This is a genomic window from Delftia sp. GW456-R20, from assembly GCF_001622915.1.
Lineage (GTDB): Bacteria > Pseudomonadota > Gammaproteobacteria > Burkholderiales > Burkholderiaceae_C > Comamonas > Comamonas acidovorans.
On sequence record NZ_LWCN01000003.1, the window covers coordinates 295444 to 317243 of the forward strand.

21 protein-coding genes are annotated in these 21800 nt (G+C 66.3%); 8 read left to right on the forward strand and 13 right to left on the reverse strand.

Annotation, left to right across the window (positions count from 1 at the left end):
* Window positions 1-35 precede the first annotated feature (35 nt).
* Genes A4F85_RS02680 through A4F85_RS02695 form a run of 4 tightly spaced genes read right to left on the reverse strand, consistent with a single transcriptional unit; the run spans window position 36 to window position 4656 of the window.
* Complete coding sequence (locus tag A4F85_RS02680; protein ID WP_231890422.1) at window positions 36-1148, reverse strand: alpha/beta hydrolase; 1113 nt, start codon at window positions 1146-1148, stop codon at window positions 36-38.
* The gene (locus A4F85_RS02685; RefSeq protein WP_063325582.1) at window positions 1148-2368 is read right to left on the reverse strand and encodes a (R)-mandelonitrile lyase; all 1221 of its coding nucleotides are present in this window, start codon (window positions 2366-2368) and stop codon (window positions 1148-1150) included. The genes A4F85_RS02680 and A4F85_RS02685 overlap by 1 nt, the downstream gene beginning before the upstream one ends.
* Window positions 2365-3795: an MFS transporter gene (locus tag A4F85_RS02690; protein ID WP_063325583.1), complete on the reverse strand. Its 1431-nt coding sequence runs from the start codon at window positions 3793-3795 to the stop codon at window positions 2365-2367. Before A4F85_RS02690 ends, A4F85_RS02685 begins: the two co-directional genes overlap by 4 nt.
* Window positions 3796-3804: 9 nt before the next feature.
* Window positions 3805-4656 (reverse strand): aldo/keto reductase, encoded by an 852-nt coding sequence (locus tag A4F85_RS02695; RefSeq protein WP_063325584.1) that lies wholly within the window; start codon window positions 4654-4656, stop codon window positions 3805-3807.
* Between the two features lie 125 nt (window positions 4657-4781).
* Here A4F85_RS02695 and A4F85_RS02700 point away from each other — a divergent pair, with 125 nt between their 5' ends.
* Window positions 4782-5741: a LysR family transcriptional regulator gene (locus A4F85_RS02700; RefSeq protein ID WP_063325942.1), complete on the forward strand. Its 960-nt coding sequence runs from the start codon at window positions 4782-4784 to the stop codon at window positions 5739-5741.
* Between the two features lie 54 nt (window positions 5742-5795).
* On the opposite strand, the gene A4F85_RS02705 is transcribed toward A4F85_RS02700, so the two are convergent.
* Entirely contained in the window at window positions 5796-6680 is an 885-nt protein-coding gene (locus A4F85_RS02705) for a LysR family transcriptional regulator (protein ID WP_017407463.1), read from the reverse strand.
* Window positions 6681-6799: 119 nt separating this feature from the next.
* On the opposite strand from A4F85_RS02705, the gene argC reads away from it, so the two are divergent.
* Window positions 6800-7774: an N-acetyl-gamma-glutamyl-phosphate reductase gene (gene argC, locus A4F85_RS02710; RefSeq protein WP_063325585.1), complete on the forward strand. Its 975-nt coding sequence runs from the start codon at window positions 6800-6802 to the stop codon at window positions 7772-7774.
* Between the two features lie 125 nt (window positions 7775-7899).
* Here the strand turns inward: argC and A4F85_RS02715 are convergent, their stop codons facing one another.
* Both A4F85_RS02715 and A4F85_RS02720 read right to left on the reverse strand, forming a co-directional pair.
* On the reverse strand, window positions 7900-8481 hold the full coding sequence (locus A4F85_RS02715; RefSeq protein WP_043825486.1) for a GDSL-type esterase/lipase family protein: 582 nt from the start codon (window positions 8479-8481) through the stop codon (window positions 7900-7902).
* 148 nt (window positions 8482-8629) lie between these two features.
* Window positions 8630-9049 carry an acyl-CoA thioesterase gene (locus A4F85_RS02720; RefSeq protein ID WP_063325943.1) on the reverse strand — a complete coding sequence of 140 codons (420 nt, stop codon included), beginning with the start codon at window positions 9047-9049 and terminating at the stop codon, window positions 8630-8632.
* 218 nt (window positions 9050-9267) lie between these two features.
* Between A4F85_RS02720 and A4F85_RS02725 the strand changes: the two genes are divergently transcribed.
* The 4 genes from A4F85_RS02725 to A4F85_RS02740 all read left to right on the forward strand — a co-directional run bounded on the left by A4F85_RS02725 (window position 9268) and on the right by A4F85_RS02740 (window position 14166).
* Window positions 9268-10968, forward strand: a complete 1701-nt coding sequence (locus A4F85_RS02725) for an electron transfer flavoprotein-ubiquinone oxidoreductase (protein WP_063325586.1) — start codon at window positions 9268-9270, stop codon at window positions 10966-10968.
* Between the two features lie 404 nt (window positions 10969-11372).
* The gene (locus A4F85_RS02730) at window positions 11373-12344 is read left to right on the forward strand and encodes an ABC transporter substrate-binding protein (RefSeq protein ID WP_012206114.1); all 972 of its coding nucleotides are present in this window, start codon (window positions 11373-11375) and stop codon (window positions 12342-12344) included.
* A 123-nt stretch (window positions 12345-12467) separates the two neighbouring features.
* Window positions 12468-13355, forward strand: coding sequence for an ABC transporter permease (locus A4F85_RS02735; RefSeq protein WP_034394853.1), 888 nt, complete (start codon window positions 12468-12470; stop codon window positions 13353-13355).
* A 16-nt stretch (window positions 13356-13371) separates the two neighbouring features.
* A complete protein-coding gene (locus tag A4F85_RS02740) occupies window positions 13372-14166 on the forward strand; it encodes an ABC transporter ATP-binding protein (protein ID WP_012206116.1) in 795 nt (264 codons plus the stop codon).
* 67 nt (window positions 14167-14233) lie between these two features.
* On the opposite strand, the gene A4F85_RS02745 is transcribed toward A4F85_RS02740, so the two are convergent.
* The 3 genes from A4F85_RS02745 to A4F85_RS02755 form a co-directional block, all read right to left on the reverse strand.
* Window positions 14234-14620: a cupin domain-containing protein gene (locus A4F85_RS02745; RefSeq protein ID WP_063325587.1), complete on the reverse strand. Its 387-nt coding sequence runs from the start codon at window positions 14618-14620 to the stop codon at window positions 14234-14236.
* A 76-nt stretch (window positions 14621-14696) separates the two neighbouring features.
* Window positions 14697-15509, reverse strand: coding sequence for an AraC family transcriptional regulator (locus A4F85_RS02750; protein WP_063325588.1), 813 nt, complete (start codon window positions 15507-15509; stop codon window positions 14697-14699).
* Between the two features lie 60 nt (window positions 15510-15569).
* Window positions 15570-17030 (reverse strand): MFS transporter, encoded by a 1461-nt coding sequence (locus A4F85_RS02755; RefSeq protein WP_063325589.1) that lies wholly within the window; start codon window positions 17028-17030, stop codon window positions 15570-15572.
* Between the two features lie 93 nt (window positions 17031-17123).
* Between A4F85_RS02755 and A4F85_RS02760 the strand changes: the two genes are divergently transcribed.
* The gene (locus tag A4F85_RS02760; RefSeq protein ID WP_012206120.1) at window positions 17124-18014 is read left to right on the forward strand and encodes a LysR family transcriptional regulator; all 891 of its coding nucleotides are present in this window, start codon (window positions 17124-17126) and stop codon (window positions 18012-18014) included.
* A 259-nt stretch (window positions 18015-18273) separates the two neighbouring features.
* On the forward strand, window positions 18274-19755 hold the full coding sequence (locus A4F85_RS02765) for an amino acid permease (protein WP_013801947.1): 1482 nt from the start codon (window positions 18274-18276) through the stop codon (window positions 19753-19755).
* Between the two features lie 52 nt (window positions 19756-19807).
* On the opposite strand, the gene A4F85_RS02770 is transcribed toward A4F85_RS02765, so the two are convergent.
* From A4F85_RS02770 to A4F85_RS02780, 3 genes are all read right to left on the reverse strand, one after another.
* Entirely contained in the window at window positions 19808-20170 is a 363-nt protein-coding gene (locus A4F85_RS02770; protein WP_063325944.1) for a VOC family protein, read from the reverse strand.
* Window positions 20171-20254: 84 nt separating this feature from the next.
* Window positions 20255-21022, reverse strand: coding sequence for a DUF6597 domain-containing transcriptional factor (locus tag A4F85_RS02775; RefSeq protein WP_063325590.1), 768 nt, complete (start codon window positions 21020-21022; stop codon window positions 20255-20257).
* Between the two features lie 5 nt (window positions 21023-21027).
* On the reverse strand, window positions 21028-21483 hold the full coding sequence (locus tag A4F85_RS02780; RefSeq protein ID WP_012206124.1) for an Lrp/AsnC family transcriptional regulator: 456 nt from the start codon (window positions 21481-21483) through the stop codon (window positions 21028-21030).
* Window positions 21484-21800: the final 317 nt, after the last annotated feature.

Below are 21800 nucleotides of genomic sequence, written 5' to 3' on the forward strand. Positions count from 1 at the left end.
GACATCTGTGCGGTTCTTGCGACCAGGCGAAAGGGTCAATCGAGCCTCTTCCTGGTGAGGAAGGAAGACACCAGGTCCGCGATCTGGACGTTGTTCAGGTCGGACATGATGAAGTGGGTGTTCCCGCGTATGCCCATCTCCGGCAGATGCACGAGCTGCGCATCTCCGCCGTGCCTGTTGACGGCGTCCACCCAAAGGCGAGCCATGGCGAGCCGGACGCGCCAGTTGTCCTGGCCGCGCTCGGTGGTGGGCTCAGTGGGGAAGTTGTCGCCGTAGTAAATGACGATGGGGATGCGGGTGAGCTTTTGGAAGTCTTGTGCCGAGACAGCCTCCGGCGCCAGGGTTCCCGCAGCGCTGGGCATGGCGTCCGGCAATTCCCCCGGCGGGAAGATGAAGCCGCTGCCCGGCTCGAACGCCACGACGCCCTTGACGTTGGCGCTCTTGATGGCTGTCAGCCAGCCAGGTCCGCCGCCCTGTGAGTGCGTGAAGAGGATGGCCGGGCCTGTCTTGGTGAAGAGCGCAGCCATCGCCTCGGCGATCACGTTGGCGTCATAGGCGCCGGTGTTCGGCGTTACCGATCGCAGGAACTGGTTCAGTGTCTCCGGCTGGCGGTCGAACTGCACGTTGTCGAAATAGCTCGGCCACTTGCCAAAACGGAACTGGTCGAAGAACAGCTGGTCGTAGGGCGTCGGCTCGGTCGTCGTGGCGACGGTGCTGTTGCCGGCCCTGCCTCGGCGCGGCTGATCGACAAGGTAGACCGGGAAGCCGCGGCGCAGGAACAGGTTCTGGAAGCCCTCGCGGCCATCCGACGTCGTTTCCCAGCTCCGAGCCGACTGGAAGGCGCCGTGCAGCATCACGATGGGCAAAGGCCTCGGATTCTGCGGGACCTGATAGAAGGCGTAGAGGTGATCGCCGTGGAAGCTTTGCCCTGCGCTTGTGGGCTTGTCGTTGTCGTAGACGCCGGGCACCGTCTTCACAACGCCACCGACCGCGAAGCTGCCCTGGCGCTGAATGACCAGGGGCCTCGGCGAACTGTCCGAATGAGAGGCGCAACCTGCCAGCGATACAGCCAAGACAAGTGCTCCTGCGCGGAAGATGCGGGTGATGCGGGTGATGCGGGTGATGCGGGTGATGCGGGTGATGCTCATCATCTGCCTTTTGATGCAGCGTCGAGGGCCTGCACGAGTGCGTCATTGGCGCGGGCGGCCACCTCGGGGCCGACCTCTTGCGCCAGCGCTTGGCTCAGCTGCCGCAGTTGCGATGCGGTCAGACCCACGCGCAGGCTGGCTCGCATGTGGGACCGCAGCTGGTTCTCTGCACCCGGTGTCGCAGCCAGCGCTCCGACCGTGGCCAGCTCGCGGCTGCGCCAATCGAGGTTGTCGCGCTCGAAAATGTCGCCAAACAGGTGAGCCTGCAGAAACTGATTGATGATCGGCGCGAACTCGAACACCGGGCCCTGGACCGGTCCACCGGAAATCTTGGCCTGATTGGCCTGGCCGGCCAGCACCAACTCACGGCCGGTGGACACGGCTCGGCTGGGGTCGTGACCCGGAGCGTCCTGCAGGCCGCGCTGCTTGCGCAGCTCGACGACCTTGAGCAGTTCGCCGAGCGCATTGAGACTTCTGGGGAAGCCCGCGTAGGCATAGAGCTGCACCAGGACCTCCTTGGCCTCGCTGACTGTCATGCCCGCGTCCAGCCCCTGGTTCAGTGCCATGCCCAGCCGGGGCATGTCACTGATTGCCGTGAAGGCGGCGATGAGCGGAATGGCGCGTTGCCTGGGGCTCAGCGAATCGGACGCAGGCTGCACGACCTGCTGTGGCTTCTGTGGCTTCTGCGGCTGCTGTGCCCTCTGGCCGGCCATCGCGGAAAGGCCTGCGCTCACCACGGCGGCCTGGTAGTCCTGCTCGCAGAGTTTGTCCTGCCAGGCCACGGAGCTGCCGTTTTCTTTCTCGGCAATGGCGATGTGGGTCATGGAGCCTGAAGGCCCGGCGCCATGCCAGTGGCGCACGTTGGGCGGGATGGTCACGACATCGCCCGGGCGAATGATGAGCGCCGGCTGGCCTTGTTGTTGCACAAGGCCCTGTCCCTCGGTGACGATCAGCGTCTGACCGAGCGGATGGGTATGCCAGGCCGTCCGCGCACGGGCCATGAACGTGACGGTCGCTCCACCGGCCGTTGCGGGGAGCAGCGCCTGAAAGGGTGAGCTGATGCGGACGTCGCCGGTGAACGTCTGGGCCGATCCAACGCTGACCTGCTGCGCAGACGCGGAGCGAACTTCGACGACGGGCGGCATTGCGCCAGGACCGGAAGACTGCGCCGCAGCGACTGTCACCGCACCGCTCAGGGCCATTGAAAGCAGTGATTTCACGAGAGCGCCTCCTGTTGTGTCGCCTGATGGCGGCGGTGCGGCTTGACGATAAAGAACCACGAGACGATCAGCGCCAGGCCGAGCAGCACAGCGGCCACGTCCATGACGGCAGCAATGCGATGCGCGAGGGCAGCACTGTCTTGTTGCTCGATGGACGAACCAGCGCTGGCGAAGACAAGAACCAGCAGTCCAAGCCCCAGTGCTCCCCCCAACTGGTGAGCCACGTTGACCAGGCCGGAGGCAGCACCGGCGTCCTCACGCGCCACTCCCGCCACACCGGCCGCGGTCAGCGGCGCCAGCAACAAGCCCTGGCCCAGTCCGATCAGGACCATGGGCGGGGCGATGCCGGTCCAATAGCTCGATAGCGCATGCGCTTGACCCAACCAGGCGAGGCCCACCACTCCGAGCAGCAGGCCGGCGAGAAGCAGCGTCTCGTTGCCGAAGCGGCGGGCCAGCCCGGGCACGGCCATGGCCGAGGCAAAGTTGGGCAGCGTCACGGGCAGGAAGGCAATGCCGGCTTGCATGGGCCGCAGATGCAGCACGCCCTGCAGGAACTGCGTACAGAAGAACCAGAAGCCAACGGCGCCGCCCAGGAAGAGCATGCGAGTGATGTACGCACCGGCTCGCTGCGGGCTGGTGAACAGGCGCATCGGCAGGATGGGTTGCCGGACCCGGCGCTCAATGCCGATGAAGAGCAGGATCATCAGCATGCCGCCGACCAGGGCCCCCTGTGCGAGGCCATCGTGCCAGCCAGCTTCGGCTGCTCGAACCAGGCCGTAGACCAGCGCCGTCATCCCTATGGTCGAGCTGATGGCGCCGCCCACGTCGAACTGGCCTTCCTGCTTCTGGGTCTCGGCAATGTGGCCACGCGCAGCGACGATCAGCAGCAACCCTATCGGCAGGTTGATGAAAAAGCCTGCGCGCCAGGACACCAAATCAGCGAACAGGCCGCCCAAGACCAGGCCCAGGGTTGCGCCGACACCGGCAGCCGCCGCGTACAGCGAGAGCGCCCGGGTGCGGCCTGGCCCCTCCGCGAAATGCGTGGACAGCAGTGCGAGCGTGGACGGCGCAAGGACGGCGGCGCCTACACCTTGAATAGCGCGGGAGACCAGCAACCAGCTTGCGCCAGGCGCCAGGCCGATGGAGACGGAGGCGAGTGTGAACAGCGCCAGCCCCAGGATGAACATCCGCCGGCGGCCCAGGATGTCGCCAGCGCGGGCACCCAGGAGCAGCAAGCCACCGAAAGCCAGCGTATAGGCATTGGTCACCCAGGACAGTTGCGCCGAAGTGAAGCCCAGGCTTGCCTGGATGCGGGGCAGACCCGTGATGACGATGGAGATGTCCACGACGATCATCAGGTAGCTGGCAACGATGATGGCCAGGACCTTGTTCTCGTTGCGGATGGGGCAGGATTGCGCGGCGTTCATCGCGGTCACTCAGATGTCCAGCCTGCGCTCGGACATCCACTTGACGATGGCCGGGTCGCGGTGAGAGAAGAAGCTGCTCGTGTTGGTGTCGAGCGTGGCGATGCTTGCCATGTGGGCGTCGCTGAGTGCGAAGTCGAAGATGGCGATGTTCTCTGCCATGCGCTCCTTGCGGACCGACTTGGCGAGCGCGACGATCCCGCGCTGTACCAGCCAGCGCAGCACCACCTGGCCGACCGACTTGCCGTAGTGCCGGGCGATGCCGAGCAGCACTTCGTTCTGGAAGAGGCCGTTGCGGCCTTCGGCAAACGGAGCCGAGGCCTCGGCCTGCACACCCGTCTCTCTCATGAAGGGCACGGCTTCCAACTGCTGCTGGAAGGGATTCACTTCGACTTGGTTGACCGCCGGTGCAATCTCGTTGAACGCCTTGATGTCCATCAGGCGGTCCGGTTGGAAGTTGCTGACGCCGATCGCGCGCAGCTTGCCCGCGCGGTAGGCGTCCTCCATTGCGCGCCAAGAACCGTGGACGTCGCCGAAGGGCTGGTGAATCAGGTACAGGTCGAGGTAGCTGAGCTGCAGCCGACGCAGGGACTTGTCGATGGCTTGCTGCGTACGCTCGTAGCCGGTCTCCTGCACCCAGAGCTTGCTGGTGACGAAGAGCTGGTCACGCGGCACGCCACTGGAGCGCAATCCCTTGCCGACCGCTTCTTCGTTCATGTAGGAGGCGGCGGTGTCGATCAGCCGGTAGCCGGCTTCGATGGCGTCGACGACGCTGCGCTGGCACTCATTGGCATCGGCGATCTGGAAGACGCCATACCCGACCATGGGCATGTGAAGACCGTTGTTCAGAACGACGTGTTGCATGAGCTTTGCCTTGTAGAAGTTCGATGGCACGAACTTTAGGCAAGGGACTGGCATCTGAATAGATGCATTTGAGTTGTTGAATTAGCATCAATTCAATGACAATGAAAGCCGCGAGGAGGCCACTCATGGCGATCAACGAGCTTCGATCCATCACGACCTTTATCAAGGCAGCGGAACTTGGCAGCCTGCGCAAAACTGCAGCAGACCTTGGCATCAGCCCCCAGGCGGCAAGCAAGGCATTGGCCCAGCTGGAAGCCCATCTGGACGTGCGCCTGTTCCATCGGACAACGCGTGTGATGTCGCTGACCGATGCAGGACAGCGGCTGTTCGAAGACGTGCGGCCGGCCGTGACGGGAATGCACAGAGCGCTACAGTCCGCCAAGTCGGCACGGGATGAATTTGCGGGCCCGCTGCGCATCACGGGACCTCGCACCACGTTCCAGCCGATTCTTTGGCGCCTGGTCGACGAGTTTTGCGATATGCATCCAGGGATCCAGCCCGACGTCCTGCTGGACGACCGTATCGGCAACTGGGTGGAGGATCGCGTGGACGTGGGCTTTCGCCTCGGCCCGTCGCCCCATGAGGGCGTGATTGCACGACGGCTGTTCCCGGTTCAGTTGCCCATCTGCGGTGCGCCTTCTTACTTCGCGAAGCACGGTGTGCCCGAATCGTTGGCTGACCTGGCCACACACCGCTGCAGCGCCTATCGGCATCCGAGCACGGGGAAAGTGCTGCCGTGGCGGGTGAAGATCGACGGCCAGGCCGCCGACCAGCCAGTCGTCCCGACGATCTGCAGCAACGACGAGCTGTTTGAGCTGCAAGCCGTCCTGGCCGGCAAGGTGCTGGCCCAGCTCGCGGGCGTCACCGCGGCACCGTTTATCCGCTCCGGCAAGCTGATCCCGATCCTCGTGGACCACATGCCGGACTACGCCAGCTACTTCGTCTACTTCGGAAGCAGGTCGTCCCAGCCAGTACGAGCCCGTGCATTCATCGATTTGGCCGTTCAACGTCTGGTGGACAGCCCCGAGTACGTACTCAACCCCAGCGAGCTCCGGGGCAAAGTCGGGCGACCAGGCCGCGCTTGATGCGGCGCAAGCAACATCAGCCATGGCCCCGAGCGCACGGCGCCCCCTCCCCCTTCAACGCCCCCGCATCCCCATCAAAACCTCAATCGTCACCGTCGTCGCGTCGTCATCCGGCCTTTTGCGATGCGCGATGCCCAACGCCCTTGACAGTGCTGGCCGCAGGGGCCGCGTGGTGATGCGGGGGTCAGGCTGCGGTGCGCCGGCCTCATGGGGCAGCAGCGCGGCGCCGTAGCCCGCTGCCACCAGGCTCTTCATTGCGTCGTTGTAGTTCAGCTCGATCCGTGCCTGCGGCCGGGCGCCGCCTGCGGCAAACCATTCGGCGGTCTGGCGCGACAGCCGGGTGCCACGGTCGTTGGCGATCAGGGGGCGGGCCGCAAGCCAGGCGGGCGTGATGTGCCGCGGCGGCTTCCAGGCGGCCGGGATGAAGGCCAGCACGGGGTCCTGGCGCCAGGCCTGCACCTGCAGCCCGCGCAGCACGGGCTGCGGCAAGGCAACGATGCCGATGTCCAGGCTGCCGGCAGCCAGGCGCGCCAGGGCCTCCTCGCTGGTCATCACCGCCACTTGCACATCGATCTCGGGATGCCGGGCGGCCAGGGTTTCCAGTGCCTGGGGCAAGAGGTGCGCGAGTGCGCCGGTGGAGGCGCCCAGGCGCACGCGGCCCCCGCGCGTGGCGATCTGGCGCTGCACGGTCTGCAGGAGATCGTCGGCCTCGGCCAGGAGCTGGCGTGCCTTGTCTATCAGCAGGCTGCCCGCCGATGTGGCGGTGACGCCGGCCGGTGCGCGGTGCAATAGACGAGTTCCCAGACGCTCTTCGAGCTGCGCCACATGCAGCGTCACCGTGGGCGGCGCCAGGTGCAGCACCTTGGCGGCGGCAGCGAACGAGCCCAGGTCGGCCACCGTCAGCAGGGTGCGCAGACGGTCCAGATTGATTTCGCGCATGGTGCGGTGTCCCAGGTTGCCAGCAATTCAGGAATCATGAATCCGTAGTTTGTCAGATTCAACTGGCCTGCATTCGGCAGGCGCTGCACCATGCGCTCCACACCCAATCGGAGCAACCCATGACCTCTCTTGTTTTCATCGATGGCGACCAAGGCACTACCGGCCTGCAGGTGCGCGAATGGCTGGCGGATCGGACCGACCTGCGCCTGCTGCAACTGCCGGCCGACCAGCGCAAAAGCACGGCGCACCGCGCCGAGGCGCTCAACGACTGCGACATCGCCTTGCTATGCCTGCCGGACGAGGCTGCGCGCGAGGCCGTGGCACTGGTGCGCCGGCCCGGCGTGCGCGTGATCGATGCGAGTTCTGCGCATCGCACCGCGCCGGGCTGGGTCTATGGCCTGCCCGAACTGGAGGCAGGCCAGGCTGAACGCATCGCCCATGCCCAGCGCGTCAGCAATCCCGGCTGCTATCCGACAGGTGCTCTGGCACTGCTCAGGCCCTTGATCGACGCGGGCCTGCTGCCGCCCGACTACCCGCTGGCCATTCACGCGGTATCGGGCTACTCGGGACGGGGCCGCGCAGGACTGCTGGACCATGAGGGCGCTGCCGCCGCGACTGCCGTGCCCCTGCAGGTCTATGGCCTGGGACTGCACCACAAGCACGTGCCCGAGATCCAGCAGCATGCCGGCCTGGCCCATGCGCCGGTGTTCGTGCCTGCCTATGGCCACTACCGGCAAGGCATCGTGCTGACCATCGCCCTGCATCTGCGGCTGCTGCCCGCTGGTGTGACCGCCCGCAGCCTGCACGCTGCCCTGCAGGCGCGGTACCAGGTCCAGCCCTGCATCGAGCTGCAACCCATGGAGGAGGACGCCGATGCGCAGCGGCTCGACCCGCGCGCGCTCAATGGCAGCAACCGGATGCGGCTCGCGGTGTTCGGACAGCCGCAGGACCAGCAGGTGCTGCTGACCGCCGTGTTCGACAACCTGGGCAAGGGCGCCGCTGGCGCGGCGGTGCAGAACCTTGATCTGATGCTCGGGCTGCAGCCGATGCTCCACGGCTCAACGAATCCGTCGCACATTCCCCTCCCACTCTGAGCAAAGGGGCATGCACACCCTGCCGAGCGCGGCGAGCAGGCCGCAGCCTTGCTGCCAGCCAGACCGAAGCGGGTACCGCGCCAGTCGGCCTGAACCGTGCGGCTCGGCGGCCCGGGCCTGCGGTTTCAGCGGGGCAGCCTGTCGATGGTCTGGATCAGCAACTGGGCCAACCTGTCGCTGGCGGCCTGGGTGCGGTGCACGCCATCCGGGTTCAGGTCCTCGTCACCGCGAAAATCCGCATCCCAGCCGGCGTGCGGTATGCCCTGTTGCGTGGCGATGTCGTGCATCACCGCGTTCAGGGCGTCCAGGTTGTCCGTCCATTCAACGGGAAAGCGCCCCAGCGGCATGCCGGGCAGGCCCGTGAACACGGGAGTGGAGCCGCATTCCCGGCTGATGCGCACGGCCTCCAGCAGGTCGGCCCGGTACTCGTCTGGCGGGACCAGGCCGAAGCCGTCATTGGCGCCCAGGGCGATGACCGTGACGCGGCTGTTGTGCGGCACGTCGGCAAACGTCAGCATGAGTTTTTGCAGCCGCAGGCCGTTGATGCACCTGTCATCCAGCGTCCACCAGGGGCGTGCCGCCTGGATGCGCTGCACCGGCGTGATGTCCACGCCGTAGCCGTTGAGAATGCTGTCGCCGTTGAGCTCGATGCTCAACGGGCAGCGATAGCCAAACAGCCGGCACAGCAGCTTTTGCAACCAATCCATATCGAACCTCCTGGGGAATGCGGGCATGGACGACACGGCATGTGTCGTTCATCCGATGATCCGCGAGGCTCCCTCGCCCGCAGGCACTCCGGGCGCCACGGCCTGGCGTGCAGTGCCCAGGCACATCATCTGAAGGGCGCCAGGGCCGCTATCCCACCATCTCCCGCACCCAGCCCGGCAACTCGATGGCCTTCTGCCTGGGAAAGTCCACCCAGATCACGGTGCCGCCGCCGGCCGCGCAGATGACGCCGGGCTCGGAGATGCGTTCCATGGTTCCCCAGGTCTCGAAGGTGGTGCGGCCGGGGTCGCTGACGTACATCTTGAGCAGCACTTCGTCGGGATAGGCCAGCTGCTGGTGAAAGTTGCAGAACGCATTGACGATGACCGGCCCCTGCCCGCCCGGCGCAGGCGCCATGCCCGCTTCAACCATCCAGTCGATGCGGGCAGTCTCCAGATAGCGGAAGTACATGGCGTTGTTGACATGGCCCATGGCGTCCATGTCGCCCCAGCGCACTTTGAATCGCATCTCGTGAACGCATTTTTTATATTCTGGAATCTCTATGCGCATGCCTGCAGTCTCCTTGTTGTAGCGCCACCGCAAGGCACCATGCCCCGCAGCCCCCGGTCACTGTGCAGCAGGGCGGATTCCCGCGCTGTCACCTATCAGCAACGACGGGGTCCACGCACGTCATAGAATCCACCGCATTGCGGCATTTGCGCTGCAGCCGAACGAACGTTCGGTCTGCCGAACATCCTGTTTTTTCAATATCCAAGCGAGACACCCCGATGACGAACGAAGAAATCCTGGCCCAGTACGGGCCGCGCGAAGCCATGGAATACGACGTGGTGGTGGTTGGCGGCGGCCCCGGCGGCCTGGCCACGGCCATCCGCCTCAAGCAGCTGGCGGCCGAAAAAGGCCAGGATGTCTCCGTCGTCGTGCTGGAAAAGGGCTCGGAGCCCGGTGCCCACATCCTCTCGGGCGCCATCATGGACCCGCGTGCGCTGACCGAGCTGATCCCTGACTGGAAGGAAAAGGGCGCGCCCCTGACCCAGCCCGTCACCGATGACGCCATGGTCTTCCTGGGCGAGAAATCCGCCCTGCGCACCCCCAACTTCCTGCTGCCGGCCTGCTTTCAGAACCATGGCAACTACATCGTTCGCCTGGGCTACGTGGTCAAGTGGCTGGGCGAGCAGGCCGAGGCACTGGGCGTTGAAATCTTCCCGGGCTTTGCTGCCGCCGAGGTGCTCTACAACGAGGACGGCTCGGTCAAGGGCGTGGCCACCGGCAACATGGGCATCGGCAAGGACGGCGAACCCACGGGCGACTTCCAGCTGGGCATGGAGCTGCACGCCAAGTACACGATCTTTGCCGAAGGCTCACGCGGCCACCTGGGCAAGCAGATCATTGCCAAGTACCAGCTGGACGCCGGCAAGGACCCGCAAAGCTACGGCCTGGGCATCAAGGAGCTGTGGGAAATCGACCCGGCACGCCACAAGCCCGGCTTCGTGATGCACACGGCCGGCTGGCCCATGGACAGCAAGACCTACGGCGGCGCCTTCCTCTACCACCTGGACGACAACAAGGTCACGCTGGGCTTCATCACGGGCCTGGACTATGCCAACCCCTACCTGAGCCCCTTCGAGGAATTCCAGCGCTGGAAGACCCATCCCAACATCCGCTATTACCTGGAAGGCGACGAGTCCAAGGGCATCAAGCCGGCCAAGCGCCTGGGCTACGGCGCGCGCGCCATCACGGCCGGCGGCCTGCTGTCCCTGCCCAAGTTCGTGTTCCCGGGCGGCGCGCTCGTGGGCTGCGACGCAGGTTTCCTGAACGTCAGCCGCATCAAGGGCAGCCATGCCGCCATCAAGACCGGCATGCTGGCCGCCGAGGCCGCCTATGACGCCATCGTCGCAGGCCGCCAGGGCGACGAGCTGGGCGCCTATGTAGAGGCCTTCGAGAACAGCTGGCTGTACGAAGAGCTGAACAAGTCGCGCAACTTCAAGGCCTGGTTCAAGAAGGGCCTGACCACGGCCACGCTGATGAACGGCATCGAGCAGTTCGTGCTCAAGGGCAACATCCCCTGGACGCTGCACCGCGACAAGCCTGACCACGCCTACCTGAAGCCTGCGGCCGAGTGCAAGCCCATCGACTACCCCAAGCCCGATGGCAAGCTGACCTTCGACCGCCTGTCCAGCGTCTTCATCAGCAACACCAACCACGCCGAAGACCAGCCCGCCCACCTGACGCTCAAGGACGCCTCGGTGCCCGTGGCCATCAACCTGGCAAAGTACGCAGGCCCCGAGCAGCGCTACTGCCCGGCCGGCGTCTACGAGTTCGTGGACGACACGGCCCAGGGCGGCAAGCGCCTGCAGATCAACGCCCAGAACTGCGTGCACTGCAAGACCTGCGACATCAAGGACCCCACGCAGAACATCGTCTGGGTCACGCCCGAAGGCGGCGGCGGGCCGAACTACGCGGGCATGTGATCCGCACGCCACACCGGCCCTCCTCTGAAGCCTGCCCAAGCCTGCTTGTGCAGGCTTTTTCTTTGAGCGCCGTCAAAGCCATGCAGGCCCAGAAAGCATAGAAGGCCATCCGAAAGGCACTTGCACGCAATAAAAATGCACGGCAAAGCCAAAAACAGGCCCCTGAAGACGCAAACCTGCACCGCCAAACCTGTCCAACACGCATGAAAAAGTTGCACCTAGGGCATTCCCCGCAGATTTCATGCCAATTTTTAGATACAAACCTATAGGTGAAAACCGGGTCGTCCAAACGCCAAGGCGTACAGGGCGGCTGCAGTAGACTTTGCCGCGAAGCGCCGCGACCGTCCTGTGCGGCCTTCTGCTGAGCAAACAGGAACAAACACAAGCACGTTGGAGATACACGTATGAAGCACTTGTCTTGGGCGCCCCTGGGCGCGCTGGCCCTGGCAATTTCCGCCATCGCGGGCGGCGCCCACGCCGCTGACGAGAAGTCGGTCGCAGTGACCGCCATCGTCGAGCACCCTGCACTCGACGCCGTGCGCGACGGCGTGCAGGCCGCGCTCAAGGAAGCAGGCTACGAAGCCGGCAAGAACCTCAAGTGGCAGTACCAGAGTGCCCAGGGCAACACCGGCACGGCCGCGCAGATCGCACGCAAGTTCGTGGGCGACAAGCCTGACGCCATCGTGGCCATCGCCACGCCCTCGGCCCAGGCCGTGGTCGCATCGACCAAGACCGTGCCCGTGGTGTTCTCCGCCGTGACCGACCCCGTGGCCGCCAAGCTGGTGCCCAGCTGGGAGCCGTCCAAGAACAACGTGACCGGCGTGTCCGACCTGCTGGCCCTGGACAAGCAGATGGATCTGGTCAAGCAGGTCGTGCCCAACGCCAAGCGCGTGGGCATGGTCTACAACCCCGGCGAGGCCAACTCCGCCGTGGTGGTCAAGGAGCTCAAGGCCCTGCTGCCCAAGCTGGGCATGACCCTGGTGGAAGCCGCCGCACCCCGTTCCGTGGACGTCAGCAGCGCCGCGCGCAGCCTGGTCGGCAAGGTCGATGTGATCTATACCAACACCGACAACAACGTGGTCTCGGCCTACGAGTCGCTGGTCAAGGTCGGCCAGGACGCCAAGATCCCGCTGGTGGCCTCGGACACCGACTCCGTCAAGCGCGGCGCCGTGGCTGCCCTGGGCATCAACTACCGCGATCTGGGCGAGCAGACCGGCCGCATGGTGGTGCGCATCCTCAAGGGCGAAAAGCCCGGCGACATGAAGACCGAAGTCAGCACCAAGATGGAGCTGTTCGTGAATCCCGGCGCCGCCGAGAAGCAAGGCGTCAAGCTGTCCGACGCGCTGGTCAAGTCGGCCGCCCAGGTGATCAAGTAATACCCGGGGTTTGCCTGCCCGGGACCAACCCGGGCAGTGCGCCCACGGTGGCAGGCGCCATGGCAACATGGCCCTGCCCTTTTTTTAAGTCGTTTTCTGTCCCACGCGCCTGTCGCTCCTCCTATGTCTCTTTTCTCATTGCTCGGTGCCGTCGAGATCGGCCTGATCTTCAGCCTGGTGGCGCTGGGCGTCTTCATCTCGTTCAGACTGCTGCGCTTTCCCGACCTCACGGTGGACGGCAGCTTTCCGCTGGGCGGCGCCGTCTGCGCCATCCTGATTTCCACGGGCACCAATCCCTGGCTGGCCACGCTGGCCGGCACGGCCGCAGGCGCCGTCGCGGGCCTGATCACGGGCTGGCTCAATGTGCGCCTGAAGATCATGGATCTGCTGGCCTCCATCCTGATGATGATCGGCCTGTATTCGGTCAACCTGCGCATCATGGGCGGCCCCAACGTGCCGCTGATCAACGAGACCACGCTGTTCACCCTGCTGCAGCCCGACAGCGTGGCTGACTATGTGATGCGCCCGGTGATCCTGTTCGTGATCGTCGTGCTCGCCAAGCTGGGCCTGGACTGGTTCTTCGCCACCGAGCGGGGCCTGGCCATCCGCGCCACGGGCTCCAACGCCCGCATGGCACGCTCGCAGGGCGTGAACACCGGCGCCATGATCCTGCTGGGCATGGCGATCTCCAACGGCCTGGTCGGCCTGGCCGGCGCGCTGTTCGTGCAGACCCAGGGCGGCTCGGACATTTCCATGGGCATCGGCACCATCGTCATCGGCCTGGCTGCCGTGATCGTGGGCGAATCCATCCTGCCCTCGCGCCGCATCGTCTGGGCCACGCTGGCCGTGGTGGTGGGCGCCATCGTGTACCGCTTCTTCATCGCAGCGGCCCTCAACAGCGATTTCATCGGCCTCAAGGCCCAGGATCTGAACCTCGTCACCGCCCTGCTGGTGACTGTCGCCCTGGTGATCCCCCAACTGAAGCGCAAATTTGCACAGCGCAAGTCCTGATCGCCGGAGAACCCTCATGCTGAGCGCACAACAACTCGAAATCACCTTCAACCCCGGCACGCCCATCGAAACGCGGGCGCTGCGCGGCATGTCGCTGGACATTCCCGACGGCCAGTTCGTCACCGTCATCGGCTCCAACGGCGCCGGCAAGTCCACCTTCCTGAACGCCGTCTCGGGCGACCTGTCCGTGGACAAGGGCCGCATCGAGATCGCCGGCCAGGACATGACGCGCCTGCCCGTGTGGGCACGTTCCGAACGCGTGGCCCGCGTCTTCCAGGACCCCATGGCGGGCACCTGCGAGGACCTGACCATCGAGGAAAACATGGCCCTGGCCCAGCGCCGCGGCACCTTCCGCCGCCTGAGCCGCGCCGTCAAGGCCGAGATGCGCGACAACTTCCGCGAGCGCCTGTCCATCCTGGGCCTGGGCCTGGAAAACCGCCTGACCGACCGCATCGGCCTGCTCTCTGGCGGCCAGCGCCAGGCCGTGAGCCTGCTGATGGCGGCGCTGCAGCCTTCGCGCATCCTGCTGCTGGACGAGCACACCGCCGCGCTCGACCCGCGCACGGCCGACTTCGTGCTGCAGCTGACGGCGCGCATCGTCTCCGAGGCCAAGCTCACCACCATGATGGTCACCCACAGCATGCGCCAGGCGCTGGACGTGGGCGAGCGCACGGTGATGCTGCACCAGGGCCAGGTCGTGCTCGACGTCAGCGGCGAAGAACGCGCCCGCATGGACGTGCCAGACCTGCTGCACATGTTCGAGAAGGTACGCGGCGAAAAGCTGGCCGACGACGCGCTGCTGCTGGGCTGAGCGCTCCGCACTTCCGGGAACAAGGGGCGCTGCGGCGCCCCTTGTTCATGGGATGGCTGCGGGCTGGCTAAACCCACACATCGTTGAGCGCCGTCCTCTCGCCGCCTTCCTCCCCGGTGTTCAGCACCCCGCGCGGCTCGATCAGCATGAGGCGGGCTTCCCGCTCGGCGCTGGGCTTGTGCTCCGTGCCTTTGGGGACCACGTAGAGCTCGCCCTGGCGCAGCAGCACATGGCCATCACGGAAGTCGATGCGCAGCTCGCCGTCCAGCACCAGGAAGGCTTCATCCGTTTCGGCATGCGAATGCCAGATGAACTCGCCCTGCACGCGCACGATCTTGAACTGGTAGTCGTTCATCTCGGCAACGACGCGGGGGCTCCACTGGCCGGTGAAGCGGCTGAATTTCTCGGGGAAGTTGATGGCCTCGTAGGGGCGGTTTTCAACGGGGAACGTCATGGGCAGACCTTATGAAAGCGTGTGAAGCCTCCATGCTAGGAAGCGCCATCCCTCCGGTCTTGCACGATCGTGCAGCTCAGGCCGCGCCCAGGCGCCTGAGCCAGCGTGCGGGCGGCACGCCATAGGCCATGGCGAACTGGCGCGCCATGTGGCTCTGGTCGAAGAAGCCGGCCTGCAGTGCGGCATCGGCCACGCCCTGCCCGGCCAGCAGCAGGCGTCGCACGGTGTCCAGCCGGCGCATGGTCAGGTAGCGGTAGGGGCTGGTGCCGTAGAGCGCGCGGAAGTCACGGCACAGCCGCCAGCGGTCCAGGCCACTGGCCTGTGCCAGAGCATCCAGGGTCACGCCCTGCACCAGCGCGTCGTGGATGCAGGCGCGGGCGCGCTCCACGGCCCCCAGGTCGGGCAGGCGCCGGACGTTGCGGCGGCCCGCCACGGCGTCCAGCGCCCATGCCAGGTCGTAGATGGCGTCGTCGCGGGCCAGCGGCTCCAGGTCTTCATCCAGGCCCTGCAGCAGCGGCAGCAGCGCGGCCTTGAGCCGCGGATCGGCAGACAGCCCGCCCTCGACAAAGGGCAAGGGCCTGCCGCCCAGCACCTGCTGGATCAGGGCTGGCTCCACATAGACCATGCGGTAGCGAAAACCTGCGTCGGTGCCCGCGTGGCCGTCATGCAATTCATCGGGATGCAGCACCATGGCACCGCCCGGCAGGCTGTGCCGCTGGCTGCGGCGGTAGGCAAAGCTTTGCACGCCGGACAGCGTCAGGCCCAGTGCATAGGTGTCGTGCCTGTGGGGCGCATAGCCGTGCCCGCCGAAGTAGGCCTCGATGCGCTCCAGGCCTGCGCCCAGTTGCGAATGCCGGACCCAGTCGCTGGAGATGCTCGTTTCTGCCATGTGGGTTGGTGGTGAGGGGTGTGCAGAGCAGCCGCAGATGGTAACTGCGGGCCAGTGACCTCAAGGCGAGCAGGCCGGCTGCTCCGCGCCCGGCACGGCCTGGCTTGCCGGTGCGCGGCGCATGCCCGCAGACACCACCCACCCCAGCAGCGCGATCAGTGCAGCACCCCATTCGGCCTGCTGCAGCCCCCGGGCCGTGGCCTCGCGCAGCGCATCGGGCGCCGTGATGCCGGCCAGCGGCGCCGTGGCCACCATGACCAGCAGGGCCAACCCCAGCGCCGCGCCCACTTGCTGGGCCGTGGCCGCAATGCCCGAGGCCACGCCCTGCTGCGCAGCCGCCACGCCCTGGCCGGCCACCACCCACATGGCGGTCCAGCACGCGCCCTGGCCCAGGCTGAGTACCACGAAGCCGGGCACTAGCCAGACATAGCTGCCGCCCAGCGGCAGCGCCCAGGCCATGTAGGCCAGGCCGATGGTGCCTGCGGCCCAGCCGCCCACGAGCACGGTACGCGGCGTGGAGCGGTGCAGCCAGTGTTCGGCCCAGCGGATGCCCAGCGTGCAGACCGCCGTGGGCAGCAAAAAGGCCATGCCGGCCTGCAGCGGGCTCCAGCCGAAGATCTGCTGGAAATACAGCGCCAGAAAGTAGTACTGCACACCAAAGCTGCTCATGAAGATCATGGTCAGCAGCATGGCCGCGCGCAGGCTGGGCACGCGCAGCAGGGACAGCGGCATCAGCGGCGAGGCGATGCGCGCCTCGATGCGCCAGAACAGGGCCAGCGCCGCCATGGCCACGGCCAGCGTCCCCAGCGTGGCGGCGCTGGCAAAGCCCCATTCAGGACCTTGCACCAGAGCCGTCACCAGCAGGCTGCTGCCCACGGTCACGCTCAGGCAGCCGGCCAGATCAAAGCCCTGGCCCGGCGCGGCGCGCCCGGTCTGGGCCGAGGGCGGCAGAAAGCGCAGCGCCGCCATGGCACAAGGCCAGGCCACGGGCACCAGCACCCACAGCACCCAGTTCCAGCCCAGCGTCTGCGTAAGCACGCCGCCCAGCAGCGCGCCGGCCGCCAGCCCGCCGGCCGACGCCATGCTCCACACGGCCAGGGCGCGGTTGCGCTCGGGCCCTGCCGCATACAAGGTGTTGATCAGCGACAGCGTGGCCGGAAACAGCAGCGCCCCGGCCACGCCCTGCCCTGCGCGGCCCAGCACCAGCTGCCAGGGCTGCGAGGCAAAGCCGCCGACCAGGGAGGCCAGGCCGAACAGCGCCATGCCCGCCACATACATGCGCCGCTTGCCCAGCAGGTCCGCGCAGCGCCCGCCCAGTAGCAGGCAGCCGCCAAAGGCCACGCTGTAGGCACTGACCACCCATTGCAGATGGTGCGCGTCCATCTGCAACTGCTGGCCCATGGCGTCGAGCGCGACGAAGACGATGGTGGCATCCAGCGCAATCAGCAGCTGGGACAGGGACAGCAGCGCCAGGGCGGCGCGCGGGTGGCGCAGGGCGCCGGGGGAATCGGTCATTGGCATGGCGCCGATCCTAATTAATGCACTTGTGAAGATAAACAGCAGATTTTCATTTTTCTTATGCAAAACTGCATTAATCGAATCTGGAGACATGCCATGGATCTCAACGCCGTGCACCTGCTCATCAAGGTGGCCGAAAGCCGCAGCTTCACCCAGGCCGCCACGCTGCTGGGCACCAGCCAGCCACGCATCTCGCGCGCCGTGGCCCAGCTGGAAAAGGACCTGGGCACGCGGCTGCTGCACCGCAATACGCGCAGCGTCTCGCTCACGCCTGATGGCTGTGCGCTGGTGGACCGCTGCGCCCCGCTGATCGCCGGGCTGGAAGAGGCGCGCCAGCTGGTAAGCGACCGGCGCTGCGCGCCCAGCGGCGTGCTGCGCATGACGGCGCCGTCCATGCTGGGCCGCATCGTGCTGGTGCCGCTGCTGGGGCAGTTGCTGCGCGAGCATCCACAGCTGCAGATCGACACCAGCTTCACCGACCGCATGGTGGACATGGTGGAGGAAGGCTTTGACGCGGCCGTGCGCATCGGCCCGCTGGCAGACAGCCGCATGATTGCCCGCGCCCTGCCGCCGCTGCGCTGGGTGACCGTGGCCTCGCCCGCCTACCTCGCGGCGCGCGGCACGCCGCAGACGCTGCAGGAGCTGGCGCAGCACAGCTGCATGGCCGTCTACAACCACTACCTGGGCCGGCGCGTGCCCTGGCAGTTCCTGGCGGGCAATGGCGAGATGCTGGACTGGCCTGCGCCGCAGACCGTGACCTTCGACAGCGGCGATCCGCTGGTGGAAGGCTCGCTGGGCGGCCTGGGCGTGGCCCAGGTCATGGAGTTCGCGGTGCGCGAGCACCTTCAGGCGGGCCGGCTGGTGCGGCTGCTGCCCCAGCACGAGGGCCGCGCCCGCGAACTGTCCCTGGTCTACCCGCGCACGCGCCAGGCCTCGCCGCGCATCAAGGCACTGGCCCAGCTGCTGCTGGCGCAGACACAGTGGTAGGCAGGCAGGCAGGCGGGCCGCAGACGGCGTGGCGCCATGCACACAGTGGGTTCGGATTCAGTTCCGCTTATGTGGGTGAAGGGGGATTAAACTCCTGCCTTTCCACGATGGCAGCGTTCTCGGACAATCACGCCTTTTCGTGGTGCATGCACCTTGATGGGGCCGCGACACAGCGGCTCTTTTGTTTTTCCTGTTTTGCATTCCTGCCCCCGCGCCGGCCAGCGGCCGCGCGGGATCTGATCCACCAATCGACACATCCATGGCAGCAGACAACTCCAAGAATGCCGCTCCCACCGCGCTCAGGCGCGAACTCAAGGCGCGGCATCTGTCCATGATCGCCATCGGCGGCTCCATCGGCACCGGCCTCTTCGTTGCCTCGGGCGCCACCATCTCGCAGGCCGGCCCCGGCGGCGCCCTGCTGGCCTACATGATCGTGGGCCTGATGGTCTACTTCCTCATGACCAGCCTCGGCGAAATGGCCGCCAACCTTCCCGTCTCGGGCTCGTTCGCCACCTACGGCGCGCGCTATGTGGACGAAGGCTTCGGCTTCGCGCTGGGCTGGAACTACTGGTACAACTGGGCCGTCACCATTGCCGTGGACCTGGTGGCCGCCCAGCTGGTCATGGCCTACTGGTTCCCCGACGGCAACGGCATGCTGTGGAGCGCCCTGTTCCTGGCCATCATGTTCGGCCTCAACGCCATCTCGGTCAAAGGCTTCGGCGAGGCCGAGTACTGGTTCGCCGCCATCAAGGTGACCACCGTCATCCTCTTCATCGGCGTGGGCGTGCTCATGATCCTGGGCATCGTGCGGGGCGGCGCGCCTGAAGGCGTCTGGGGCAACTTTGCCCTGTGGAGCCAGGGCGACGCGCCCTTTGCGGGCGGTTTCTCGGCGCTGATCGGCGTGGCCATGATCGTGGGCTTCTCCTTCCAGGGCACGGAGCTCATCGGCATTGCCGCTGGCGAATCCGAGAACCCCGCCAAGAACGTGCCCCGCGCCGTGCGCCAGGTGTTCTGGCGCATTTTGCTGTTCTACGTCTTCGCCATTCTGGTCATCAGCCTGCTGATCCCCTACACCGATCCGCACCTGCTCAAGAATGATCTGGGCGACATCAGCGTGAGCCCCTTCACCCTGGTCTTCGAGCGCGCGGGCCTGCTGTCGGCCGCCGCCGTGATGAACGCCGTGGTGCTGACCTCGGTGCTGTCGGCCGGCAACTCGGGCATGTACGCCTCCACGCGCATGCTCTACACGCTGGCCTGCCAACGCATGGCGCCGCGCATGTTCTCGTATGTCAACAAGCGCGGCGTGCCCACGCTGGCCCTGCTGGCCACCACCGTGGTGGCGGCCCTGTGCTTCCTGACCAACATCTTCAGCCCGCAGCTGGTCTACATCTGGCTGCTGAATCTGTCGGGCATGACGGGCTTCATCGCCTGGCTGGGCATTGCCATCAGCCACTACCGCTTTCGCAAGGGCTTCGAGGCCCAGGGCCTGGACCTGAACCAGCTGCCCTACCGCGCATCCTGGTTCCCGTTCGGCCCCATCTTCGCCTTCGTGCTGTGCATGGTGATCACGCTGGGCCAGAACTACGAGGCCTTCATGGCCGACCGCATCGACTGGACCGGCGTGGTCGCCACCTACATCGGCCTGCCGCTGTTCCTGCTGATCTGGGGCGGCTACCGCCTGGTCAAGGGCACGCACATCGTGAAGTACAAGGACATGCAGCTGGGCTCCAACGTCGATTGACGCCCGGCCCAGTCCCCATGAAAAACAGCCCGCAGATGCGGGCTGTTGGCTTTCAGGCATCGGCCGACCACACGGCCAGCTCGTAGCCGTCCGGATCGGTGAAGTGGAACCTGCGGCCACCCGGGAACGCGAACACCGCACGGCTGATCACGGCCCCGGCCCCGGCTGCCTCCACGCGGCGCTGTGCCTCGGCCAGATCGTCGGCGTAGAGGATGACCAGCGGGCCGCCGGGCCGCACCTCCTCGCCGGTGGTGAAGCCGCCCGTCAGCCGGCCGTCGCTGAACTCGGTGTAGCTCGGCCCGTAGTCGGTGAAGGTCCAGCCGAAGGCCTCTCCGTAGAACGCCTTGCTGCGCGCGATGTCGGCCACGTTGAACTCGATGTTGTCGATCTGGTGGTTCTTGCCCCTGATACCCATGTGCTGCTCCGTTGAATGCTGGTAGGCCGCCATCATCGGCCACGCCGTGGCAGCGGTCTTGAACAAAACGGCCAGACGGGCCGCTCAATCCAGCAGTTGCTGCAGGGCAGCGCGGGGCGTGATGCCGCACAGCGCCCTCACTTCGCGCGACAGATGCGCCTGGTCCGCATACCCGGCGTCCGCCGCCAGCGCCGCAAGACCTGCCTGCCGGTCAGACCGTGCCAGGGCCAGCAGGCGCTGAAAGCGCAGCACGCGCTCCAGGGTCTTTGGGCCGTAGCCAAACTGCGCGTGGCACAAGCGGCGCAGGCTGCGCTCGGGCATGTCCAGCTGCGCGCGCATGGCGGCCAGCACACCGGATTCATCCCGCCCGGCTGCAGCCGCCACATTGAACAGCTCCATGGCCTGCCGGTCCGGCGCTGGGGCGTCGCGGCCCATTTGCACCAGTCCATGGATGAACACGGCCTGCCCAGCGCCCGGCTGCGCATCGTTGATGCGATGCACCCACTCCCGCGCACGCGGCCCCAGCAGATCGCCCAGCTCCACCGCCTGCCCCACGATCTCGTCCATGGGCAGGCCCAGCCAGGCGCTGGCCGCACCGGGGCCGAAGCGCGCCCCCCATACCTCGGACCCCGGCACCAGCGCGGGCCGCGCAGCCACCCTGTCAGGCCCCACGGCCAGCAGCCGCCCGCCTTTGCAGACGATGTCCACGCAGCCATCGGGCACCACGAGAAAGCCACCGGCATAGTCCGGGGCCACGGTACTGCTCCACAGGCACTGGAAGTGCGGCCGCAAGGCGGGCGGCGGAGAGTGTTCGCGGTAGGGAGCGGGCGGCGGCGCCTGGCCAGAGGGCATGGACTTCAGACCCCCAGCGGCAGGTCGGCCTTCTTCAGCGTGCGCAGCACAAAGCTGGACTGGCTGTGGCGTATGCCCTTGATCTTGTAGAGCTTCTCGCGCAGCAGGCGCTCGTAGTCACGCGTGTCCTTGACGACGACGCGCAGCAGGTAGTCGTACTCGCCCGAGACCAGATGCGCCTCCACCACCTCGGGAATGGTCGCCAGCATCTCGCCGAATTTCTCCAGCGTGTTGTCCGAATGGCTGTCCAGCGTGACCTGCACCAGCACCGTATCGCCCAGGCCCAGCGCCAGCGGGTTCAGGCGCACGGTATAGCCCTCGATCACCCCCGCCTCTTCCAGCTTCTTGATGCGTGCCCAGCAGGGCGAGGCGCTCAGGCCCACGGCCGCGCCGATTTCCTGCAGGCTGGCGCGCGCGTTGGCCTGCAGGGCGGAAAGAATCTTTCTGTCGAGGATGTCCATGGCCGGCAATCTACTGCAAAACAGGCAGGCGCAGAATAATTTTCTGTAGCAACGCCTGTTTTGAAGAAATAAAGCAGCATTTTCTGAGACCAAACGCGCACACTTGTCTGCATGGGAGCACGCTTACCGGCGCAGCAAAACCATTCACCCAGCCCCGCCGACTACCGCCAGCGCCCGGATGCGTGATCCAGACCAGGAGCCCGTTACAGGCCGCCCCGCTTATCCGCAGCGGGGCGGCCTGTTGCATTGGGGCACTTGGCAGGCGACAGACAGCGCTTTCCCGCAATGGCCGCCGGTGCACAATGGCCCCCCGCAAG